The organism is Paenarthrobacter nitroguajacolicus (assembly GCF_029952445.1).
In the GTDB taxonomy this organism is placed as follows: Bacteria; Actinomycetota; Actinomycetes; order Actinomycetales; family Micrococcaceae; genus Arthrobacter; species Arthrobacter nitroguajacolicus_B.
Window position 1 is genome coordinate 115,797 of the sequence record NZ_JAQPPK010000003.1, and the last position, 16,377, is coordinate 132,173.

Annotated in this window: 17 protein-coding genes; 5 read left to right on the forward strand and 12 right to left on the reverse strand. The window is 63.9% G+C overall.

From position 1 onward, the window contains the following. Positions 1–606, reverse strand: a complete 606-nt coding sequence (locus PJL15_RS03040) for a TetR/AcrR family transcriptional regulator (RefSeq protein ID WP_281449732.1) — start codon at positions 604–606, stop codon at positions 1–3. A 99-nt stretch (positions 607–705) separates the two neighbouring features. Here PJL15_RS03040 and PJL15_RS03045 point away from each other — a divergent pair, with 99 nt between their 5' ends. Further along, positions 706–1,041, forward strand: a complete 336-nt coding sequence (locus PJL15_RS03045) for a hypothetical protein (protein WP_281449733.1) — start codon at positions 706–708, stop codon at positions 1,039–1,041. Positions 1,042–1,117: 76 nt separating this feature from the next. Here PJL15_RS03045 and PJL15_RS03050 read toward each other — a convergent pair whose 3' ends face one another. From PJL15_RS03050 to PJL15_RS03060, 3 genes are read right to left on the reverse strand one after another with little or no spacing between them, the layout of a single operon-like run. Beyond that, the gene (locus PJL15_RS03050) at positions 1,118–2,071 is read right to left on the reverse strand and encodes a ribokinase (RefSeq protein WP_281449734.1); all 954 of its coding nucleotides are present in this window, start codon (positions 2,069–2,071) and stop codon (positions 1,118–1,120) included. Then, positions 2,068–3,501 carry an MFS transporter gene (locus PJL15_RS03055; protein WP_281449735.1) on the reverse strand — a complete coding sequence of 478 codons (1,434 nt, stop codon included), beginning with the start codon at positions 3,499–3,501 and terminating at the stop codon, positions 2,068–2,070. The genes PJL15_RS03050 and PJL15_RS03055 overlap by 4 nt, the downstream gene beginning before the upstream one ends. Then, a complete protein-coding gene (locus tag PJL15_RS03060) occupies positions 3,501–4,529 on the reverse strand; it encodes a nucleoside hydrolase (protein ID WP_281449736.1) in 1,029 nt (342 codons plus the stop codon). Before PJL15_RS03060 ends, PJL15_RS03055 begins: the two co-directional genes overlap by 1 nt. Positions 4,530–4,703: 174 nt before the next feature. Here PJL15_RS03060 and PJL15_RS03065 point away from each other — a divergent pair, with 174 nt between their 5' ends. Continuing rightward, positions 4,704–5,741, forward strand: coding sequence for a LacI family DNA-binding transcriptional regulator (locus PJL15_RS03065; protein ID WP_281449737.1), 1,038 nt, complete (start codon positions 4,704–4,706; stop codon positions 5,739–5,741). Positions 5,742–5,748: 7 nt separating this feature from the next. Here the strand turns inward: PJL15_RS03065 and PJL15_RS03070 are convergent, their stop codons facing one another. From PJL15_RS03070 to PJL15_RS03080, 3 genes are all read right to left on the reverse strand, one after another. Next, complete coding sequence (locus PJL15_RS03070; protein WP_281449738.1) at positions 5,749–6,102, reverse strand: hypothetical protein; 354 nt, start codon at positions 6,100–6,102, stop codon at positions 5,749–5,751. Between the two features lie 31 nt (positions 6,103–6,133). Further along, entirely contained in the window at positions 6,134–6,760 is a 627-nt protein-coding gene (locus PJL15_RS03075; RefSeq protein ID WP_281449739.1) for a LysE family transporter, read from the reverse strand. A 194-nt stretch (positions 6,761–6,954) separates the two neighbouring features. Next, the gene (locus PJL15_RS03080; protein WP_281449740.1) at positions 6,955–7,410 is read right to left on the reverse strand and encodes a hypothetical protein; all 456 of its coding nucleotides are present in this window, start codon (positions 7,408–7,410) and stop codon (positions 6,955–6,957) included. Between the two features lie 192 nt (positions 7,411–7,602). Here PJL15_RS03080 and PJL15_RS03085 point away from each other — a divergent pair, with 192 nt between their 5' ends. After that, entirely contained in the window at positions 7,603–8,694 is a 1,092-nt protein-coding gene (locus PJL15_RS03085; RefSeq protein ID WP_281449741.1) for a DNA polymerase IV, read from the forward strand. Between the two features lie 66 nt (positions 8,695–8,760). On the opposite strand, the gene PJL15_RS03090 is transcribed toward PJL15_RS03085, so the two are convergent. The 5 genes from PJL15_RS03090 to PJL15_RS03110 all read right to left on the reverse strand — a co-directional run bounded on the left by PJL15_RS03090 (position 8,761) and on the right by PJL15_RS03110 (position 12,882). Beyond that, a complete protein-coding gene (locus tag PJL15_RS03090) occupies positions 8,761–9,744 on the reverse strand; it encodes an aldo/keto reductase (RefSeq protein ID WP_281449742.1) in 984 nt (327 codons plus the stop codon). Between the two features lie 18 nt (positions 9,745–9,762). Further along, complete coding sequence (locus tag PJL15_RS03095) at positions 9,763–10,926, reverse strand: RNA polymerase sigma factor (RefSeq protein ID WP_281449743.1); 1,164 nt, start codon at positions 10,924–10,926, stop codon at positions 9,763–9,765. A 66-nt stretch (positions 10,927–10,992) separates the two neighbouring features. Then, a complete protein-coding gene (locus tag PJL15_RS03100; RefSeq protein WP_281449744.1) occupies positions 10,993–11,352 on the reverse strand; it encodes a YciI family protein in 360 nt (119 codons plus the stop codon). 91 nt (positions 11,353–11,443) lie between these two features. After that, entirely contained in the window at positions 11,444–12,259 is an 816-nt protein-coding gene (locus tag PJL15_RS03105) for a class I SAM-dependent methyltransferase (protein ID WP_281449745.1), read from the reverse strand. An 80-nt stretch (positions 12,260–12,339) separates the two neighbouring features. Further along, on the reverse strand, positions 12,340–12,882 hold the full coding sequence (locus PJL15_RS03110) for a MarR family winged helix-turn-helix transcriptional regulator (RefSeq protein WP_281449746.1): 543 nt from the start codon (positions 12,880–12,882) through the stop codon (positions 12,340–12,342). A gap of 166 nt (positions 12,883–13,048) precedes the next feature. Here PJL15_RS03110 and PJL15_RS03115 point away from each other — a divergent pair, with 166 nt between their 5' ends. Together PJL15_RS03115 and trxB are read left to right on the forward strand one after the other, a co-directional pair. Then, on the forward strand, positions 13,049–15,232 hold the full coding sequence (locus PJL15_RS03115) for an MMPL family transporter (RefSeq protein ID WP_281449747.1): 2,184 nt from the start codon (positions 13,049–13,051) through the stop codon (positions 15,230–15,232). Between the two features lie 166 nt (positions 15,233–15,398). Beyond that, positions 15,399–16,376 carry a thioredoxin-disulfide reductase gene (gene trxB, locus PJL15_RS03120; protein WP_281449748.1) on the forward strand — a complete coding sequence of 326 codons (978 nt, stop codon included), beginning with the start codon at positions 15,399–15,401 and terminating at the stop codon, positions 16,374–16,376. The last annotated feature ends 1 nt before the right edge of the window (position 16,377 follow it).

Below are 16,377 nucleotides of genomic sequence, written 5' to 3' on the forward strand. Positions count from 1 at the left end.
TCAGGCGGTGGCGGGGGCTGTCGCTTCGGCGGCCAGTGCGGCGGCGGCCAGGTAGACGGTGCGTACGACGGCGGCACGTCGCCGTTGGACGCGGCCGGGGTCATTGCCGGCCATGAGTCCGTCGAGGGCAGGCAGAACCGGGGCGGAGTCGCAGAGGCTAACGATCGTAATGAGGAGGTCTCCGGCATCCTCGCGGGAGATTCCGGGCAGGGCTGCGATGGTGCTGTTGACCTTCGACGCGCAGTTGGCCATGCGTTTGGGCAGTCCGACTACTTCGGTCCCTCGCTCCAGGCCTTCCCAGAACAGCAGCCGTGGCGCCGTTGCGTCTTCCTGGTGATGGTCAAATAGCCTGCCGGCGTAGTCCGCCATGGCCTCCGGGCCTTCGCCCTCAATGGGTACTTCATCCATGAGCGAGCTGAGCGCGGCGACAATCACGGCGTCGAACAGGGCGTTCTTGTTGCCGAAATACTGGTAGATCCTCTCCTTGTTGACGCCGGCCTCGGACGCGATCCTGTCGATGCGGGCGCCTGCCAGTCCGAACGTGCGGAACTCGGAGGTTGCGGCCTCGAGCAGCAGTGCTTTGGTCCGTTCTGTGTCCCATGCCATAGGGTCATATTAGCATTTTCCAACCAGGTGGTTGTAATTGTTCCGCGGCGGGGTTATGGTGATCTCACGTCAATTGCAACTATCTGGTTGGAGAATCCGATGACGACCCAAGTCGCCGCCGAAACAACTGCCCCCGAAACCCCCGCCGTCGCGCCCAACGCAGCGACCGCCGTCGCCCGTCCGGCCGGACCGTCCGTTCACATGCGGGCGCTCATCACGTGGCTCGCTATCTTCCCGCTCGTATCTGTCGGCATGCTGCTCCTCGGCCCGTTCATGGAGCCTTGGCACCCAGTGCTTCGCGCCCTGGTGCTGACCGCTTTCGTGGTTCCCACGGCCGTCTACCTCGTTGTGCCGCGTCTCATGGCGGGGCACGGCGCCCTATCCCGCAAGGCCGTGGAACGCTCCGCCCAGCGGGCAGCCCGCAAGTCCGCTTAACCCAAGTAGGTAACAGCACATGTTCCACTGACGTCTCAATAGGACGTGTGCTGTTACCCAGTTGGGTACACAGGGGTTAGGACGCGCGGGCAGCCTCGACGTCCTCGAGGCTCGCGTAGGCCGCCTGGGTGCCCTTTTTGGTTGCGGCCAGGGCGGCGGCCACGGAAGCAAAGGCCGCAGCGTCCGCCAGGGAATCTCCAGCCGCCAAGCGGGCAGCCACGGCACCCGTGAAGGCGTCGCCGGCACCCGTAGTGTCCACGGCGGAAACGCGCGTGGGGGAGATGCGCGTGATCCGATCGCCGGCTTGGGCCAACGAATCCAGTACCACTGAACCCTGCGAGCCGAGGGTCACCAGCACCCGCTGCAAACCGCGGTGGGCGAACTGCTCCCGGACCGGCTCCCATGCCTCTGGCTCGGCCGATGGGTCCGGGATGTCAGCCTCTGCGCCCAGGAACAGCGAGGCCTCGTGCGCGTTAACCAGCAGGACGTCACTCAGGCCGGCCAGCTCCCCGGGCACTTCCGCATAGGGCGAGAGGTTCAACAAGACTGTTGCTCCGGCGTCGTGCCCTGCTTGGGCGGCTGCAATCACGGTATCGATGCCCACCTCAAGGCACAGGCAGACGACGGCGGCGTCGGCGAATGCAGCAGCCTCCACGTCCGATGGCCTCAGCGTGCCGTTGGCGCCAGCCGAGATGATGATGCTGTTCTCGCCGCCCGCATCCACGGAAATCACAGCCACTCCCGTTGCCGTGTCCGAATGCCGGACGCGGGAAACGTCCACCCCGGCGCTGGCTGTCGAGTCCAGGAGCATGTTCCCGTTCGGGTCGTTGCCCACGGCGCCGATCAGGCTGACCTGGCCGCCGAGCTTGCTGGCCGCGACCGCCTGGTTGGCGCTCTTCCCGCCTGGGTTCACGGCGAAGCCGTTGCCGTGCACGGTCTCGCCGGGCTGGGGGAGGCGGTCGGTGTAGATGGTGAGGTCCGCGTTCAGGGATCCGACGACGACGATTCCCGCCTTGGGAGCGTTGCTCACGCGGCCACCTCGGCGTCGTCGTGAACTTCCGCGTCAACAGGCTTGGGGATCAGCAGCGACGCGGCGAAGGCCGCAAGCGTGATGGCCAGGCCCACAACAACGACGGTCAGGTACGAAGCTTTGGTGTCGTTGAGGGCAGCTGTCGCGACGAGCACGGCAGGCAGGACCAGGAAGCTCAGGCCGGCTCCCAGGTTGAACGCGCCGGCGTTCATGCCGGGGAGGAAGCCCGGGTTGCCTTGCGGCGAAAGAACCACGCCCAGCCCGTTCAGCATGATGTTGACGGTGCCGGCGTACATGATGCCCAACAAAGCCGTTCCCAGGATCATCATTGGGAGGTTGTTGAGGCCGAAGAACGCGATGATGGCCAGGGCTACCAGGCTGCCTATGAGGCCAATGCGCAGGACCTTGGTGTAACCCAGGATCGGTGCGAGGCGGCCGCTGATCGGGCCGAAGATCCAACCCAGCAGGGCGTAGGGAGTCAGGATCATCAGCGACATCTCGGTGGGGCCAACGCCGAAGCCCGGATCGGCAGCTTGGACATAGGCCGGAACAATGCCGTTGATGACCGCGAAGATGCCCGTCATGGTGAGGGTGGTGGTCAACAGCGGAGCCCAAGTGGAGCGCTGGCGCAGGTGGACAGTTTCCACCATGGGCTGCTTGGCGCGCTTCTCGACGGTCCAGAACGCAAAGAACGCCACGACGGCAATCACGGTCAGGCTTATCGCCAGGGTCAGCGTGCCGGCGTCGAAGGCTGTGGCAAGTTTGGCGCCCTCGTTCAGTGCCGTCAGCAGCGCGCCCACGGCGATCACGATGAAGAACACGCCCAGCCAGTCCATGGTGGTGCCTGCGGCAGGCTTGCTCTCGCCGGCCAGGACGGCGATGAGGATGGTGGCCACCACGGCAAGGGCAACCATGAGCCAGAAGATGCTGCGGAAGCCGAAGTTCTCGGCAAAGTAGCCGCCAACGAAGGAGTCGACGCCGGCCACGCCGCCATTGACCGCAGTGATGAGGCCCATGAGGGTGCCGTACTTGCGGGGATTGCTCACGGCCGAGCGGAGCATGATGAGGCAGAGGGGGACCGTCGGTCCGCTGACGCCTTGGATAATGCGGCCAACGAAGAGCCACGTGACATCCGGCGCCATCGCGGCGATGACGGATCCGATGGCCATGAGGAGCATCATGCCGACCAGGATCTTCTTGCGGCCGACGATGTCGCTGAGGCGGGGCAGGAACAGCGAGAAGAGCGCGGCGGCTGTGAAGAACCAGGTCTGGGACAGGCCGATGGTGGCTTGGTCAGTGTTGAGTTCGTTGCCCATGGTCACCAGGGCCGGGCTGAGCATGGAGGCGTTGAGCTGGAAGGCCACGCAGGCTGCCAGCAGGGCGACCATGAGGGCAGTGACGTTGCCCTTGGTGTTGGTGGAGGTGCTCATTACTTCGCCTCTCCTGCAAGGACTGCCCCGGCAGTTTCGGTGACGGGCCCGCCTGTGGGCGTGCCGCCGTCGAGCGTGGGTTCGCCAATCCGTTCGATCGCATCGGTGACCAAATCCCAGAACTTCTTGTGGTCCAAGTCAACGGCGACAGAGGTGTGGCAGTCCTCAGGCGCGGGGGCGCGGAAATCGGCAACGGTCATGCCGAGCGTGAGCTTGCCTTGCAGCTCGATGTCCACGGGAACCTTGCGGGTGGTCATGACTGAGGGGTCGATGACGTAGGCAACGGCGCACGGGTCGTGGACGGGCGGGAAGTCGAAGCCTTGCGCGTCCTTGTAGGTCTTCTTGAAGAACTCCATGAGCTCGAGGACGAACTTGGCGGGCTTGGTGCCGATCTTCGCGATGTTCTCAACCACCTCGTCCGTGGCCAGCGCCTGGTGCGTCAGATCGAGGCCCACCATGACAACCGGCCACTTCTCGTTGAACACGATGTGCGCGGCTTCGGGGTCGATGATGATGTTGAACTCAGCTACCGCGCTCCAGTTGCCTACGTGGTAGCCGCCGCCCATGAGGACAACCTCTTTGACGCGCTCCACGATGCGCGGCTCTTTGCGTGCCGCCATCGCGATGTTCGTTAGCCCGGCGGTGGGGACCAAAGTCACGGTGCCCGGCTCGTGTGCCATGACAGTTTCAATGATGAGGTCGACGGCGTGGCGCGGGTCCAGCTCGATGGCGGACTCGGGCTGCTCCGGGCCGTCCATGCCGGAATCGCCGTGGATGCTGGGGGCCGTTTCGATGGTGCGGACCAGCGGGCGGTCGCAGCCTGCGGCGAACGGAACGCCCGTGATGCCGGCAATGGTGGCCACCGAGAGGGCGTTGCGGGTGACCTTCTCGAGCGTCTGGTTGCCCACCACGGTGGTTACGGCGAGCAGTTCGATGTCCGGGTTGCCGTGCGCCAGCAGCAGCGCTACGGCGTCGTCATGGCCGGGGTCGCAGTCAAGAATGATCTTTTTGCGTGTGTTGGGGTCCACGTTTCTCTCCACGTCATTGGGGCCTGCCAGGAACTTGCCCCGGGCAGGGCGATAAGCACTCAGGGTGATTTTGGCACTGCTTTCCGGGTTACGTCAAACGCTTAACGTTGAGGACGTCAAGCGCTTGATGCCTTGCTGCAGGTCAGGGCCGCACAACAACGCTACGATCGATGCATGGAATCCCTGGACCGGCGCAGTAGCCGGGCACATCGCACGCCCCGGGTGACAGCTGCCATGGTGGCCGCGCTGGCAGGGGTTTCCACGGCCACGGTTTCCCTTGTGGCCAATGGCAAAACCCAGGGGCGCGTATCCGAGGACAACATTTCCCGGGTCCGCTCCGCCATCGCCGAACTTGGCTACGTCGTTGACAGTATCGGCAGCTCTCTGGCGCGCGGGGTCAGTTCCATCGTCATCCTGGTGACGCCCGACGTGTCCAACCCGTTCTTCGCCAATGTGATCGCCGGAGTGCGGGAATCGCTGGGGGCGGAGTACCAGCTGCTGCTCTCAGTGACCGACGCCGGTGAATCACCGCAGGCTTCAGATGTGCGCAAACTGTTGGCCCTCCGACCGGCCGGGCTGCTGGTTGGGGCTCCTAGCGCCGGGTTCCTGGAAGAACTTTCCGCGGCTGGTCCGCTGGTGCTGCTGGATGCGCCGGGACTGGAGGCTTTTGCTCCGTCCGTGAACCTCGACGTCGCCCAGGGTGCGCGTGAGCTTGCCCGGCACCTGGCCGCTTCCGGTCACACCCGAGCCGCCTACGTTGACGGCATCACGGGAACCACCACCTTCCAGCTGCGCCGTGAAGCCTTCCTCGACGAAGCTGCTTCCTGCGGGCTGGTGGTCGACGCCGGGCACATCATCAGTACAGCGATCGACGTCGGTGCTGCCGCCGACGCATTCGCCAAGGCTTGGCCGGGTTGGCAGCGCCAGGGGGTGACCGCCGTCGTCTGCGGTACGGATACGCATGCCTATGGCGTGCTGCAAGAAGCCCGGGTGGAGGGCGTTCGGATCCCTGAAGAGCTGGCCGTGGCGGGCTTCGACGACCTTCCCTATTCGGCTACCAGCAACCCCAGCCTCACCAGCGTGCACCTGCCCGCGACGCCGCTGGGCCGCAAGGCGGGGGAGCAACTCCGGGGTCTCATGGAGGGTTTGCCGCTCAACGAGCCGCACGTGACGCTGGAGAGTTCGCTGGTGGTCCGGGGATCTACGACGTAGCCACGGCCTAGCGGATTAACGGGCGGAGTTGCTCATCCGTGACGGGCAGCGAGACGGTGAAATAGATCTGGGGAGCGGTCATGTCGCCCCAATCGTCTTTCTTTACCCGAACCGCCGAGGGCGTTACCTCCGCGATCCGCACGCGCAGCCAACCGCCGTCGTCGAGCCGTAATTCGTGTGGCTCGGCAAGGTAGCGCAAGCCGAGGTCATCAAGGACCTCCTCCGCACTCAACCAGTCCACAACTTCGGTCCGCGGACGGCCCAAGAGGTCGATGGCGACGAACCCGTCGTCGACGGGCTTCATCCAACCAACATGCTCGCCGTCGTCCGCGCGCCGGTGCTCGATCCAGTCCGATTCCATGAGACCGACCGTAGCATCGGCTTGGAAGTGGCTAGTGGATGACCGCCAGCAGGATGCCCACCAACACGAACAAGCAACCGAAAATGCGGTTGAGGATCATCTGGCCGCGTTGGTCGTGGGTGAACCGCTGGAATGAATGGGCTGCCAAGGCGAAGAAGAACCACATGACCATGATGTCGATCGCCAGGACGGTGGCGGTCAGCACCACGTATTGCTGCACCAGGGGCTGGTCCGGGCGGATGAACTGGGGCATGAAGGCCAGGAAGAAAACGATCGCTTTGGGGTTCAGCAGGTTCACCCAAACACCCCGCTGGAACATGGAAAGTGCGGGCTCGTTCTTCTTGTCATCGACCCGTTCTTTGTCCAGATCGGGTTTGTGCAGGAATTGTCGGATTCCGAGATACACCAGGTAGGCGGCGCCGGCGTAGCGGATGACGTTGAAGATGACCGGCGAGTTGGACACCAGGACGCCAACACCCAGGGCGACGATCAGGATGTGGATGACGAGGGCCACCTGTTGGCCCATGATGCCCCAGATGGAACGACGGAACCCCGAGTTGAGCGAGTTGCTCATGGTGAAGATCGCGCCGGCGCCGGGAGTGAAACTGATGAGGGTGCCGGCGCCTACCAGGGCCAGCCAAAGTGAAAACTGCACCATGTCAGCTTATGCGGGGGTGGCGGGTGGTCAGGACGCGTGCCGCCACGACCCACTTTGCCCGCGCTGAGCGGCCGTGGGCGACAGGAACAGGTTGATTCCCGTCGGCTTCGGGTTGAAAGTGGGTCGCGGAGGTGTTGTCGACCCTATGTACGACGCCGGCCGCTGACGTGAAGTGCCCACGGAGGGCATCCGGGCTAAGGACAATTGGGCAAGACCGAATGGCGCCAGTGGAGCATGGTCCGAGGCACCACCATCTCGCTCTGGTCAAAGTACGACTCCAGATTGACCTGCATTTCATGCTCTTCGCCGATGCCGAAATGCCCAAGCAGGTACAAGCCTCGCTCGCCGGCCCGTTCCCGGAGGCTCTCCACGTCAGCGGCAGAGGGCTGCGCACTCTCAAAGTTATGTGTTCGCCAGAAACCGGGGTACGCGATGGCAAAGTATCTGGTTCCATCGGCCGGAAGCACCTCGAGTATGTCGTCAATGAGTGGTTCCTGCCACCCGTCAAATTGAAAACTCGCAATGCCGGCGCTTCTGAAACACATGTCAGAGTCGAGGCCGACCACCACGAGCCGGGGGAGCAGAACGCCATTGGGAAGTATGTATGGCCGGGCCAGCACCTGGAAGTCAAAGCCGCTTTGAATGATCATGCCTTGAAGCTACAGCCGTATCGGCATCGAGTGGCGGCGGCAGTAGGCCTATGTGGACAAAGCTGGGACGCGGCCCTGTGCCGCCACGACCCACTTTGCCCTCGCTGAGCGGCTAAGGCACCCGGAATCGGTTGATTTCAGGGTCGATGGAGCTGAAAGAGGGTCGTGAAGGTACAGCCAAGCTCCAACACAATGAGGCAGACTGATCCCGTGAGCGGAACTCCATGGGTGCTGCACGTCGATCTCGACCAGTTCATTGCGGCGGTCGAGGTACTCAGGCGGCCTGAGCTGGCCGGCAAGCCGATCATCGTGGGCGGCCGCGGTGACCCCACCGAGCGGGCCGTCGTTTCCACAGCGTCCTACGAAGCCAGGGCGTTTGGCGTCGGGTCCGGAATGCCGCTCCGCATCGCAGCCCGGAAAGTCCCGGACGCCATCATCCTGCCCGTCGACCAGGAGGCGTATCTGGCTGCTTCGGAGACCGTGATGGACACCCTCCGCGAGCAGCCGGGAGCCACGGTGCAAGTGCTCGGTTGGGATGAAGCCTTCGTCGGCATCCAAACCGAGGACCCCGAAGGCTACGCCCGGCGCATTCAGGCGGCCGTCCTCGAGAACACCCAACTCCATTGCAGCGTAGGCATCGGGGACACCCTGGTCCGGGCCAAGAACGCCACGGATTTTGGCAAACCCGCCGGCATCTTCCGCCTGACGAAGGACAACTGGCTGGACGTCATGGGGGACAAGCCCACCATCGGGTTGTGGGGGATCGGCCCCAAGATCTCCAAGCGCCTGGCCACCCACGGCATCACCACGGTGAACGAACTCGCCGCCGCGGACCCGGCAAGCCTGGTGCCGGAGTTCGGGCCGAAAATGGGCCCGTGGTACGCGCAACTGGGCCGTGGCGAGGGGGCCACGGAAGTGGACGACACCCCTTGGGTTGCCCGGGCACATGGCCGCGAGACGACGTTTCAGCAGGACCTTACGGAACCGGACCAGATCAGCGAAGCCCTCAAGGAGTTGACTGCCCGCGTTCTTGAGGACGTCGCGGCGGAGGGCCGGCCCGTGGTCGGGCTGACCCTCAAGGTCCGTTACAAACCCTTCTTCACCAAGACTTACGCCAGGAAAATTCCAGAGACCTATGACCGCGACGAAGTCCTGGCTCAGGCGCTGGACCTCACGGCCAAGATCGAGCCCGACCGTCCCATCCGCCTCCTGGGACTGAGGGCAGAAATGTCGATGCCGGAGGAAGCCCGCAAGGGCCACACACCAACGCGGAGCGGTTGGTAGGAACGCCCGACGCCGGCCCGCCGCGTAGCGACGCCGGTCTGCCGCCGACCGACGCCAGTCTGCCGCCTACCAGCGCGGGTGGATCGCTTCGCGGAAGTACCGGTCGTAGATCTCGCGTACTCCGTCAGACAGACCCGCCCCAACAACCTTCATGTCCCCAGCCTCCGCATTGGCTGCAGCTTGCTGGGCCGAGCGCGCTCCGGGGATCACCGAAGTGACACCGTCCTGGGCGACGATCCAGGCGAGGGCCGCTTGCGGGGTGGTGACGCCGTCGGGAACCAACGAGCTGAACTCCTGCGCTGCCTTGACGCCTGTGGCGAAGTCCACGCCGGAGAAGGTCTCGCCAACGTCGAAGGCCGCCCCGGAACGGTTGTAGTTACGGTGGTCGTCGGCCGGGAACTGGGTTTCCTGCGTGTACTTTCCCGAGAGCAGCCCCGACGCCAGAGGCACACGGGCGATGATGCCCACACCGGCTTCCTTCGCTGTGGGGAGGACTTCGTCGAGGGGCTTCAACCGGAAGGCATTCAGGATGATCTGCACGGAGGCCGTGTTCCCGCGCTTGATCGCTTCCAGGGCCTCGTCCGTGCGTTCCACGCTGACGCCGTAGTTGCGGATGGCGCCCTCGCTGACCAACGTATCCAGGGCGTCGTACACTTCGGCGTTGCTGTAAACGGAGGTGGGCGGGCAGTGCAACTGGACGAGGTCCAGGGTGTCCTGTTGGAGGTTGCGCCTGGACCGGTCGGTCCACTCGCGGAAGTTCTTGAGGGTGTAGTTTTCGGGGACCTGGTCCACGCGGCGTCCCATCTTGGTGGCCACCGTGACGTTCAGGTCCGGGTTGGCGCTGAGGAATTGCCCAATGAACTGCTCGCTGCGCCCGTCGCCGTAAACATCGGCGGTGTCGAAGAACGTGACTCCGTGCTCTACCGAGGCTTCCAGGACGGCAAAGGCATCCCCTTCAGTGACGGAACCCCAGTCGGCTCCGAGTTGCCACGTTCCCAGCCCCACGGTTGAAACGGATCGGCCGGTCCTGCCAAGTATGCGCTGTTCCATGGTTCCGACTATATGGGGTCAGGACCCGGTGGAGTCCAGCTTTGCGACTTTGCCCATCAGGTACCGCCGCTCCTGCAGGCTGTTGGTTTTCTTGGCCGCGGCCAGAAAGGCCGCGCGGGCTTCCGGCAATGAGCCGGCCATTTCGTACAGGTGCCCCCTGACTGCATCCAGCCGGTGGGATCGCCCAAGCGCGGCATCCAGGCCAGCGAGCAGCTCAAGTCCTGCGGCCGGCCCTTTCACCATGGCCACCGCCACGGCACGGTTCAACGTCACCACGGGACTGGGAGCGACCGCCTCCAGGACCGTGTAGAGGGCAAGGATCTGCGGCCAATCCGTCCCGGCGTCAGATTGTGCCTCGGCATGCACAGCAGCAATCGCGGCCTGCAGTTGGTACGGTCCGGCGGCGCCGCGTCCGAGCACCGAGGACAACAGTGCAATGCCCTCCTCAATCTGCGCCCTGTTCCACAAAGTCCGGTCCTGCTCAGCCAGGGGCACCGGCGTCCCGTCGGCCATGGTGCGTGCCGCGCGCCGCGAATCGGTCAGGAGCATCAGTGCCAGCAAACCTGTCGCCTCCAGCTCCGACGGCGCGGCGGCCACCAGCAACCGCGCCAGCCGAATGGCTTCGGTGGTGAGCTCTTCGCGCTGCAGCGACGCCCCGGAGCTCGCCGCGTAACCTTCGTTGAAGATCAAGTACAGGACGTGAAGCACGACGCCGAGCCTCGCCTTGCGCTCGGAAGCCGGCGGCATGCTGAACGTGGCACCCGCCTTCTGGATACCCTGTTTCGCGCGGCTGATTCGTTGTCCCATGGTCGCTTCGGGGACCAGGAAAGCTGAGGCGATTTCCGCCGTCGTGAGTCCTCCAACTGCCCGTAGCGTGAGGGCGAGCTGCGATGGGGCCGACAAAGCGGGGTGGCAGCAGAGGAACATCAGGGTGAGGGTGTCGTCTGCCTCCGGGGCGGAGCTGTAGTAGAAGTCGGCATCCATCGCCATTACCCGCTCTTCGCGGGCGCGACGGGCGTTTTCGCTCCGGTAGAAATCCACCAACCGCCTCGAGGCAACCGCCATCAGCCACGCTTTCGGGTCCCGCGGCGGCTCCGTTGGCCAGCGAAGCGCGGCCTCAAGAAGGGCTTCCTGGACGGCGTCCTCGCAGGCATCGAACTGGCCATGCTTGCGTGCCAGCACGGCGAGGACCTGCGGCGCAAGCGTGCGCAGCAGGTCCTCGATGTGCAGTTCCCCGGGGGAGTCCAGCTAGACCTCCGGAGGCCCGTCCGGGATAGCCCGAAGCTCCACCACCTGGGAGTACTTCACGATGCTGGAACAGATCTCCACAGCACGTTCTTCGCTGGCGACGTCAACCACCCAGTAGCCAACCAGTGACTCCTTGGACTCGGCGTACGGTCCGTCGGTGGTGATGACGCCATCGGGGGTCTGCTTGACCAGTTTCGCGGTGCTGCCGTCGGCCAAGCCGGCGTTGAAGACGAGTTCGCCGGACTCGGTGAGGTCCTTGTCGATCTGGATCATGAAATCAATCATTTCCTTGATCCAGGCCGGATCGGCGGTCTCCATCATTCCCTCGGCCGACCCGAACATCATGATCATGTATTTCATCTCAAACTCCTTGTGACGTGGCGCCCTTTTTGGGTGCTTCACTCATGGGTCGGAACTGCGGCGGGCTTTTCTACATGGTTCGCAAAACTTTTTACGCCCGGGCTATTACTTCGCCGTTCGGAATGAGGAAGTAGCCGTCCTCGGTGGCGCCCCAGCGGTGCCAGCCGGCGGCGATCCGGGCCAGATCGGCCTCGTTGGCGAGGCCGTACTCCAGCGCCTGCTCGGCGAACGCGGAATGGAGCACCCGTTCGCTCCAGACCCGGGACTGCCAGGCGCGCTGCTGTGCCGTGGCGTAGAGCCAGTTGCTGCTGGTTGGTGCCACTTGTGTGAAACCTGCCTGCTGCGCCCACGAAACCAGGCGCCGCCCGGCGTCGGGTTCTGCACCGTTGCGTCGTGCGATCTTCTGGTACAGCTCCATCCAGTCATCGAGCTCGGGCACTTCCGGGTACCAGCTCATGCCGTGGAAATCGGCGTCGCGCACGGCGACTATGGCCCCGGGCTTGGCTACCCGACGCATCTCGCGCAGCGCTGCGACCGGGTCCGTGAGGTGTTGGAGAACTTGGTGGGCGTGAACGAGGTCGAACGTTTCGTCCTCGAAGTCGAGATCGTAGATGTTGCCGGCCTGGAAGGTCACGTTGTCCACTCCGCGCTCCCTGGCCAGTTCCGTCGCCTGTGCCACGATGTCCGCGGAGCGATCCAAACCGATCACTTGCCCGGGCGTAACCAGCCCCGCGAAATCGCAAGTTATGCTCCCTGGTCCGCAACCGACGTCGAGCACTGAAATCCCGGCGGTGAGATGCGGAATGACAAACGCGGCCGAATTTTCGACCGTCCGCGAGGCGTGGGCCCGGACAACCGACTCGTGGTGCCCGTGGGTATAGACATCTTCAGGCTGCTGCGCGTTCATAGGGAAACGCTACAGCCACCCCGCCCAACTCAGTGGCAATTGTGCGCGTTTTGAGCGCTCAAAACGCGCTTGGCTGCGACTTACTTGGGTTCGGTGCCCGTGGACTGGCGGGCTTGGATGGTTGCCTCCACCATGTCGGCCATGAAGCGTCGAACGAGCTCCAGTTCCTCCGTGCTGTAAGCGGCCATCGCTTTGCCCATGCGCATGGCTAGCGGCATGAACATGGCACTTCCATCGCGGTAGGCCTTGGGGGTCATCTGGAGCTGGACCTGGCGGCGGTCAGTTCCCAATCGTTCGCGGACGACGTGTCCGGAGGCATGCAAGCGGTCGACCAGGGCGGTTGTTGCGGGGGAGCTGAGGCGCAGTTCGCTGCGCAGCACGCCTGGTGTCACCACTCGGCCGGCTGCCGAATGGCGCATGATCACCGCCAGCGCATTGAGGTCGGTGCGGTGCATATCGTTCTGCCCGCCAGCGGCGTCCACGTAATGGTTGGCTTCCAGTGTGAAGTCCTGGAGAAGCCGGACCAGGTCCTGGGTGGCGCCCGACGGCGGTATGGCACCTTCGGGAGCGACGCCGAGGTTCGCGGCGGGGTTGCCGGGTTGTTCGCCCCACTTATCCGACATCTGCCCTCCTTAGGTCTTTGCTGCCCTCCGGATATTACTCCCAGGGCCGTCCCTTCAGCGCATCAGGATGGAAAGAGTATTGGATTAGTTCCATGATAGAGATAATCTATGATGGAATAAAGCCCTCAATCACCTCCCTCAGAAGCTTCACCAAGAAGAAGGACTCATGAAACCGCAGAAAGTACCCTTCTGGCTGCGCTGGCTGGTGCCCGTGGTGTTGGTTGTTACCTGGCTGGGCATTGCCGGGATCGGCGGCCCCACGTTCGGGCGCCTGGACGAAGTCTCCTCCAATGACCAGGCCTCCTTCCTCCCGGCTGGGGCCGAAGCCACCGAAGCCGGCGATTGGCAGGCCAAGTTCCGCGACTCCGAGGAAATCCCTGCAGTTGTCATCCTCGAGAACGATGCTGCGTTCACCCCGGCCCAACTGGGCGAAGCAGCCAAGCTGAAAGGCGACATCGAGGCACTCAAGCTGGGGAGCGCCGTCGTCGGTCCTATTCCTTCGCAGGACGGCAAGGCGGTGCAGTTCATCGTGCCGATCGCGTCCACGAATGAAATCCGTGACGTGGTGAAGGAGTTGCGTGAGGTTGTGCAGCCGGGCGCCCCGGACGGGATGAAGGCGTTCGTCACAGGCCCAGCCGGGCTAACCGCTGACTTGGTCAACGCATTCGGCGGCATTGATGGAATTCTGCTGCTGGTGGCCCTGGGCGCGGTGTTCGTGATCCTGCTTTTGGTGTACCGCTCGGTGGTGCTTCCGCTGGCGGTGCTGTTCACCTCGGTGTTCGCCCTGTGCGCTGCAATCCTCTTGGTCTTCGGCATGGCCAAGATCGGTTGGATCCAGCTCAATGGCCAAAGCCAAGGCATCCTGTCCATCCTGGTGATCGGCGCAGCCACGGACTACGCGCTGCTGTTCGTGGCCCGTTTCCGTGAGGCGCTGACCCACACCCGCAACCGCACGCAGGCTGTTCTGACTGCATGGAAGGCGTCCTTCGAGCCGATTCTTGCCTCCGGCGCTACGGTCATCATCGCCCTGCTCTGCCTCCTCTTCTCGGACCTGAATTCCAACAAGGCCCTGGGCCCTGTGGCCGCCGCGGGGATCCTGTGTTCACTGTTCGCCGCGCTCACGCTCCTGCCCGCGCTGATGGCTTTGCTGGGTCGCGCCGCGTTCTGGCCGTTCCGGCCCAAGCTGCTGCCCGATGACGAACGCGAACCCGAGATTGTCACCGGGCTCGAGGGGCAAAAAGGTCTGTGGCGCGCCACCGGCCGCTTGGTCTCGCGCCGTCCGCGCGTAGTCTGGGTCGCCTCGGTGCTGCTTCTCCTGGTGGCTGCAACAGGTGTCCTGCAGTTGAAGGCCAACGGTGTCCCGCAGACGGACGTTATCCTCTCCAAGTCCGACGCCGTGGACGGCCAGGACGCGCTGGCGCGCCATTTCGACGCCGGCAGTGGCAGCCCCGCCGTCGTGGTCGCTTCCGAAGGTTCCGCGCAGCAGGTCCTGGACAAGGTCAAAGCAGCCGACGGCGTTGGCGACGCTTACCTGCTGGCCGACGGTAGCGTGCCCATCACCGGAGCCCCAGGAGCTCCTTCGCAGCCTGCCGTCCGCGACGGCCGGGTCCTGATCAATGCCACGCTGAACTCTGCCGCGGACTCGATCGAGGCTGAAAATGCCGTGAAATCGCTGCGTGCATCCGTGCGGGAAGTTGATGCGCAAGCGCTGGTGGGAGGGGTGACGGCCACAGCCTTGGACACCAACACCACTGCGCAACGTGACCTGGTGGTCATCATCCCGATCGTGCTGGTGGTTATCCTCTTCATCCTCATGCTCCTGCTGCGTTCGGTGGTTGCCCCGGTGCTGCTGGTGCTCTCTGTGGTTCTGTCTTACGGTGCCGCGATGGGGGTTTCGGCCTGGGTGTTCAATGGGGTCTTTGGCTTCTCGGGTGCCGACGCGACAGTGCCGCTGTTCGGTTTCGTGTTCCTTGTTGCCCTGGGTGTGGACTACAACATCTTCCTCATGAGCCGTGTCCGTGAAGAATCGCTGAAGCATGGAACCCGGCCCGGAATCCTGCGTGGACTCTCCGTCACCGGCGGGGTTATCACTTCCGCCGGCGTGGTGCTGGCCGCAACGTTCGCAGCGCTCGGCGTCATCCCCATCATGTTCCTGGTGCAGCTGGCGTTCATCGTGGCGTTCGGTGTCCTCCTGGACACGGTGCTGGTCCGGTCATTGCTGGTCCCCGCGTTGGCCTACGACATCGGCAGCAAGATCTGGTGGCCGGGCAAGCTCGGACGCGAGTCCTCGGCGCCTCTAGCCCGTCCGCGGGGAGAGCTCGAGGAAGAGGGGGCGTCCGTGGGGCGGTAATTCGTGACTGACGGAATCCGATTAGACGGCTTCCTGCGCAGTAGACGACTCCTACCGTCTACTGCGTAGGCAGTCGTCGAAACGGCCTGTGCTTGCGTCGACCGCGCTAGAATTCCGATCAGCAGGTGCAGGAGAATCCGTAGACGCCCAAACAGGAGTGACTCCCGTGAGCAACGAACAATTGATCATCATTGGGTCTGGCCCGGCGGGCTACACGGCGGCAATCTACGCCGCCCGGGCAGGCCTGAATCCCCTGGTCCTGGCCGGTTCCGTCACAGCCGGCGGAGCCCTCATGAACACCACTGAAGTAGAGAATTTCCCCGGTTTCCCGGCCGGCATCCAGGGTCCTGAGCTCATGGACGGTCTCCAGCAACAGGCCGAAAAGTTCGGCGCCCGCATAGTGTTCGACGACGTCACTGAGGTTGATCTGAAAGGTCACCTAAAGCGGGTAGTCACCGGGGCAGGCGAGACTCACGAGGCGCTGGCGGTCATCCTCGCCACCGGCTCTGCCTATAAAGAGCTTGGCCTCCCGGAAGAGAAGAAGCTCAGCGGACACGGTGTGTCCTGGTGTGCCACCTGTGACGGCTTCTTCTTCCGCGAGCAGGACATCATTGTGGTTGGCGGTGGAGACTCAGCCATGGAGGAGGCTACGTTCCTGACGCGCTTCGGAAAGTCCGTAACTGTGGTGGTCCGCAAGGGTGAACTCCGGGCATCCCGCATCATGGCCCAGCGCGCCAAGGACAATCCCAAAATCACGTTTGCATGGAACTCCGCCATTACCAAGATCCATGGAGATACCAAGGTGACCGGCGTGACCCTCACGGACACCCGGACCGGTGAAACGCGGGAGCAGGGAGCTACCGGCATATTCGTGGCGATCGGCCACCTTCCACGCACTGAACTCGTTGGCGGACAGGTTGACCTCGACGCTGAGGGCTACATTAAGGTGGACTCCCCGACGACGTGCACCAACTTGTCCGGTGTGTTTGCCTGCGGTGATGCTGTGGATCACCGTTATCGTCAAGCCATCACCGCTGCCGGCACGGGGTGTTCCGCTGCTCTCGACGCCGAGCGGTACCTGGCCGCTTTGGAAGACGCAGACAGCATAGCGACGGCTTTGGTGGAGGAGCCGACGCACTTTTAGG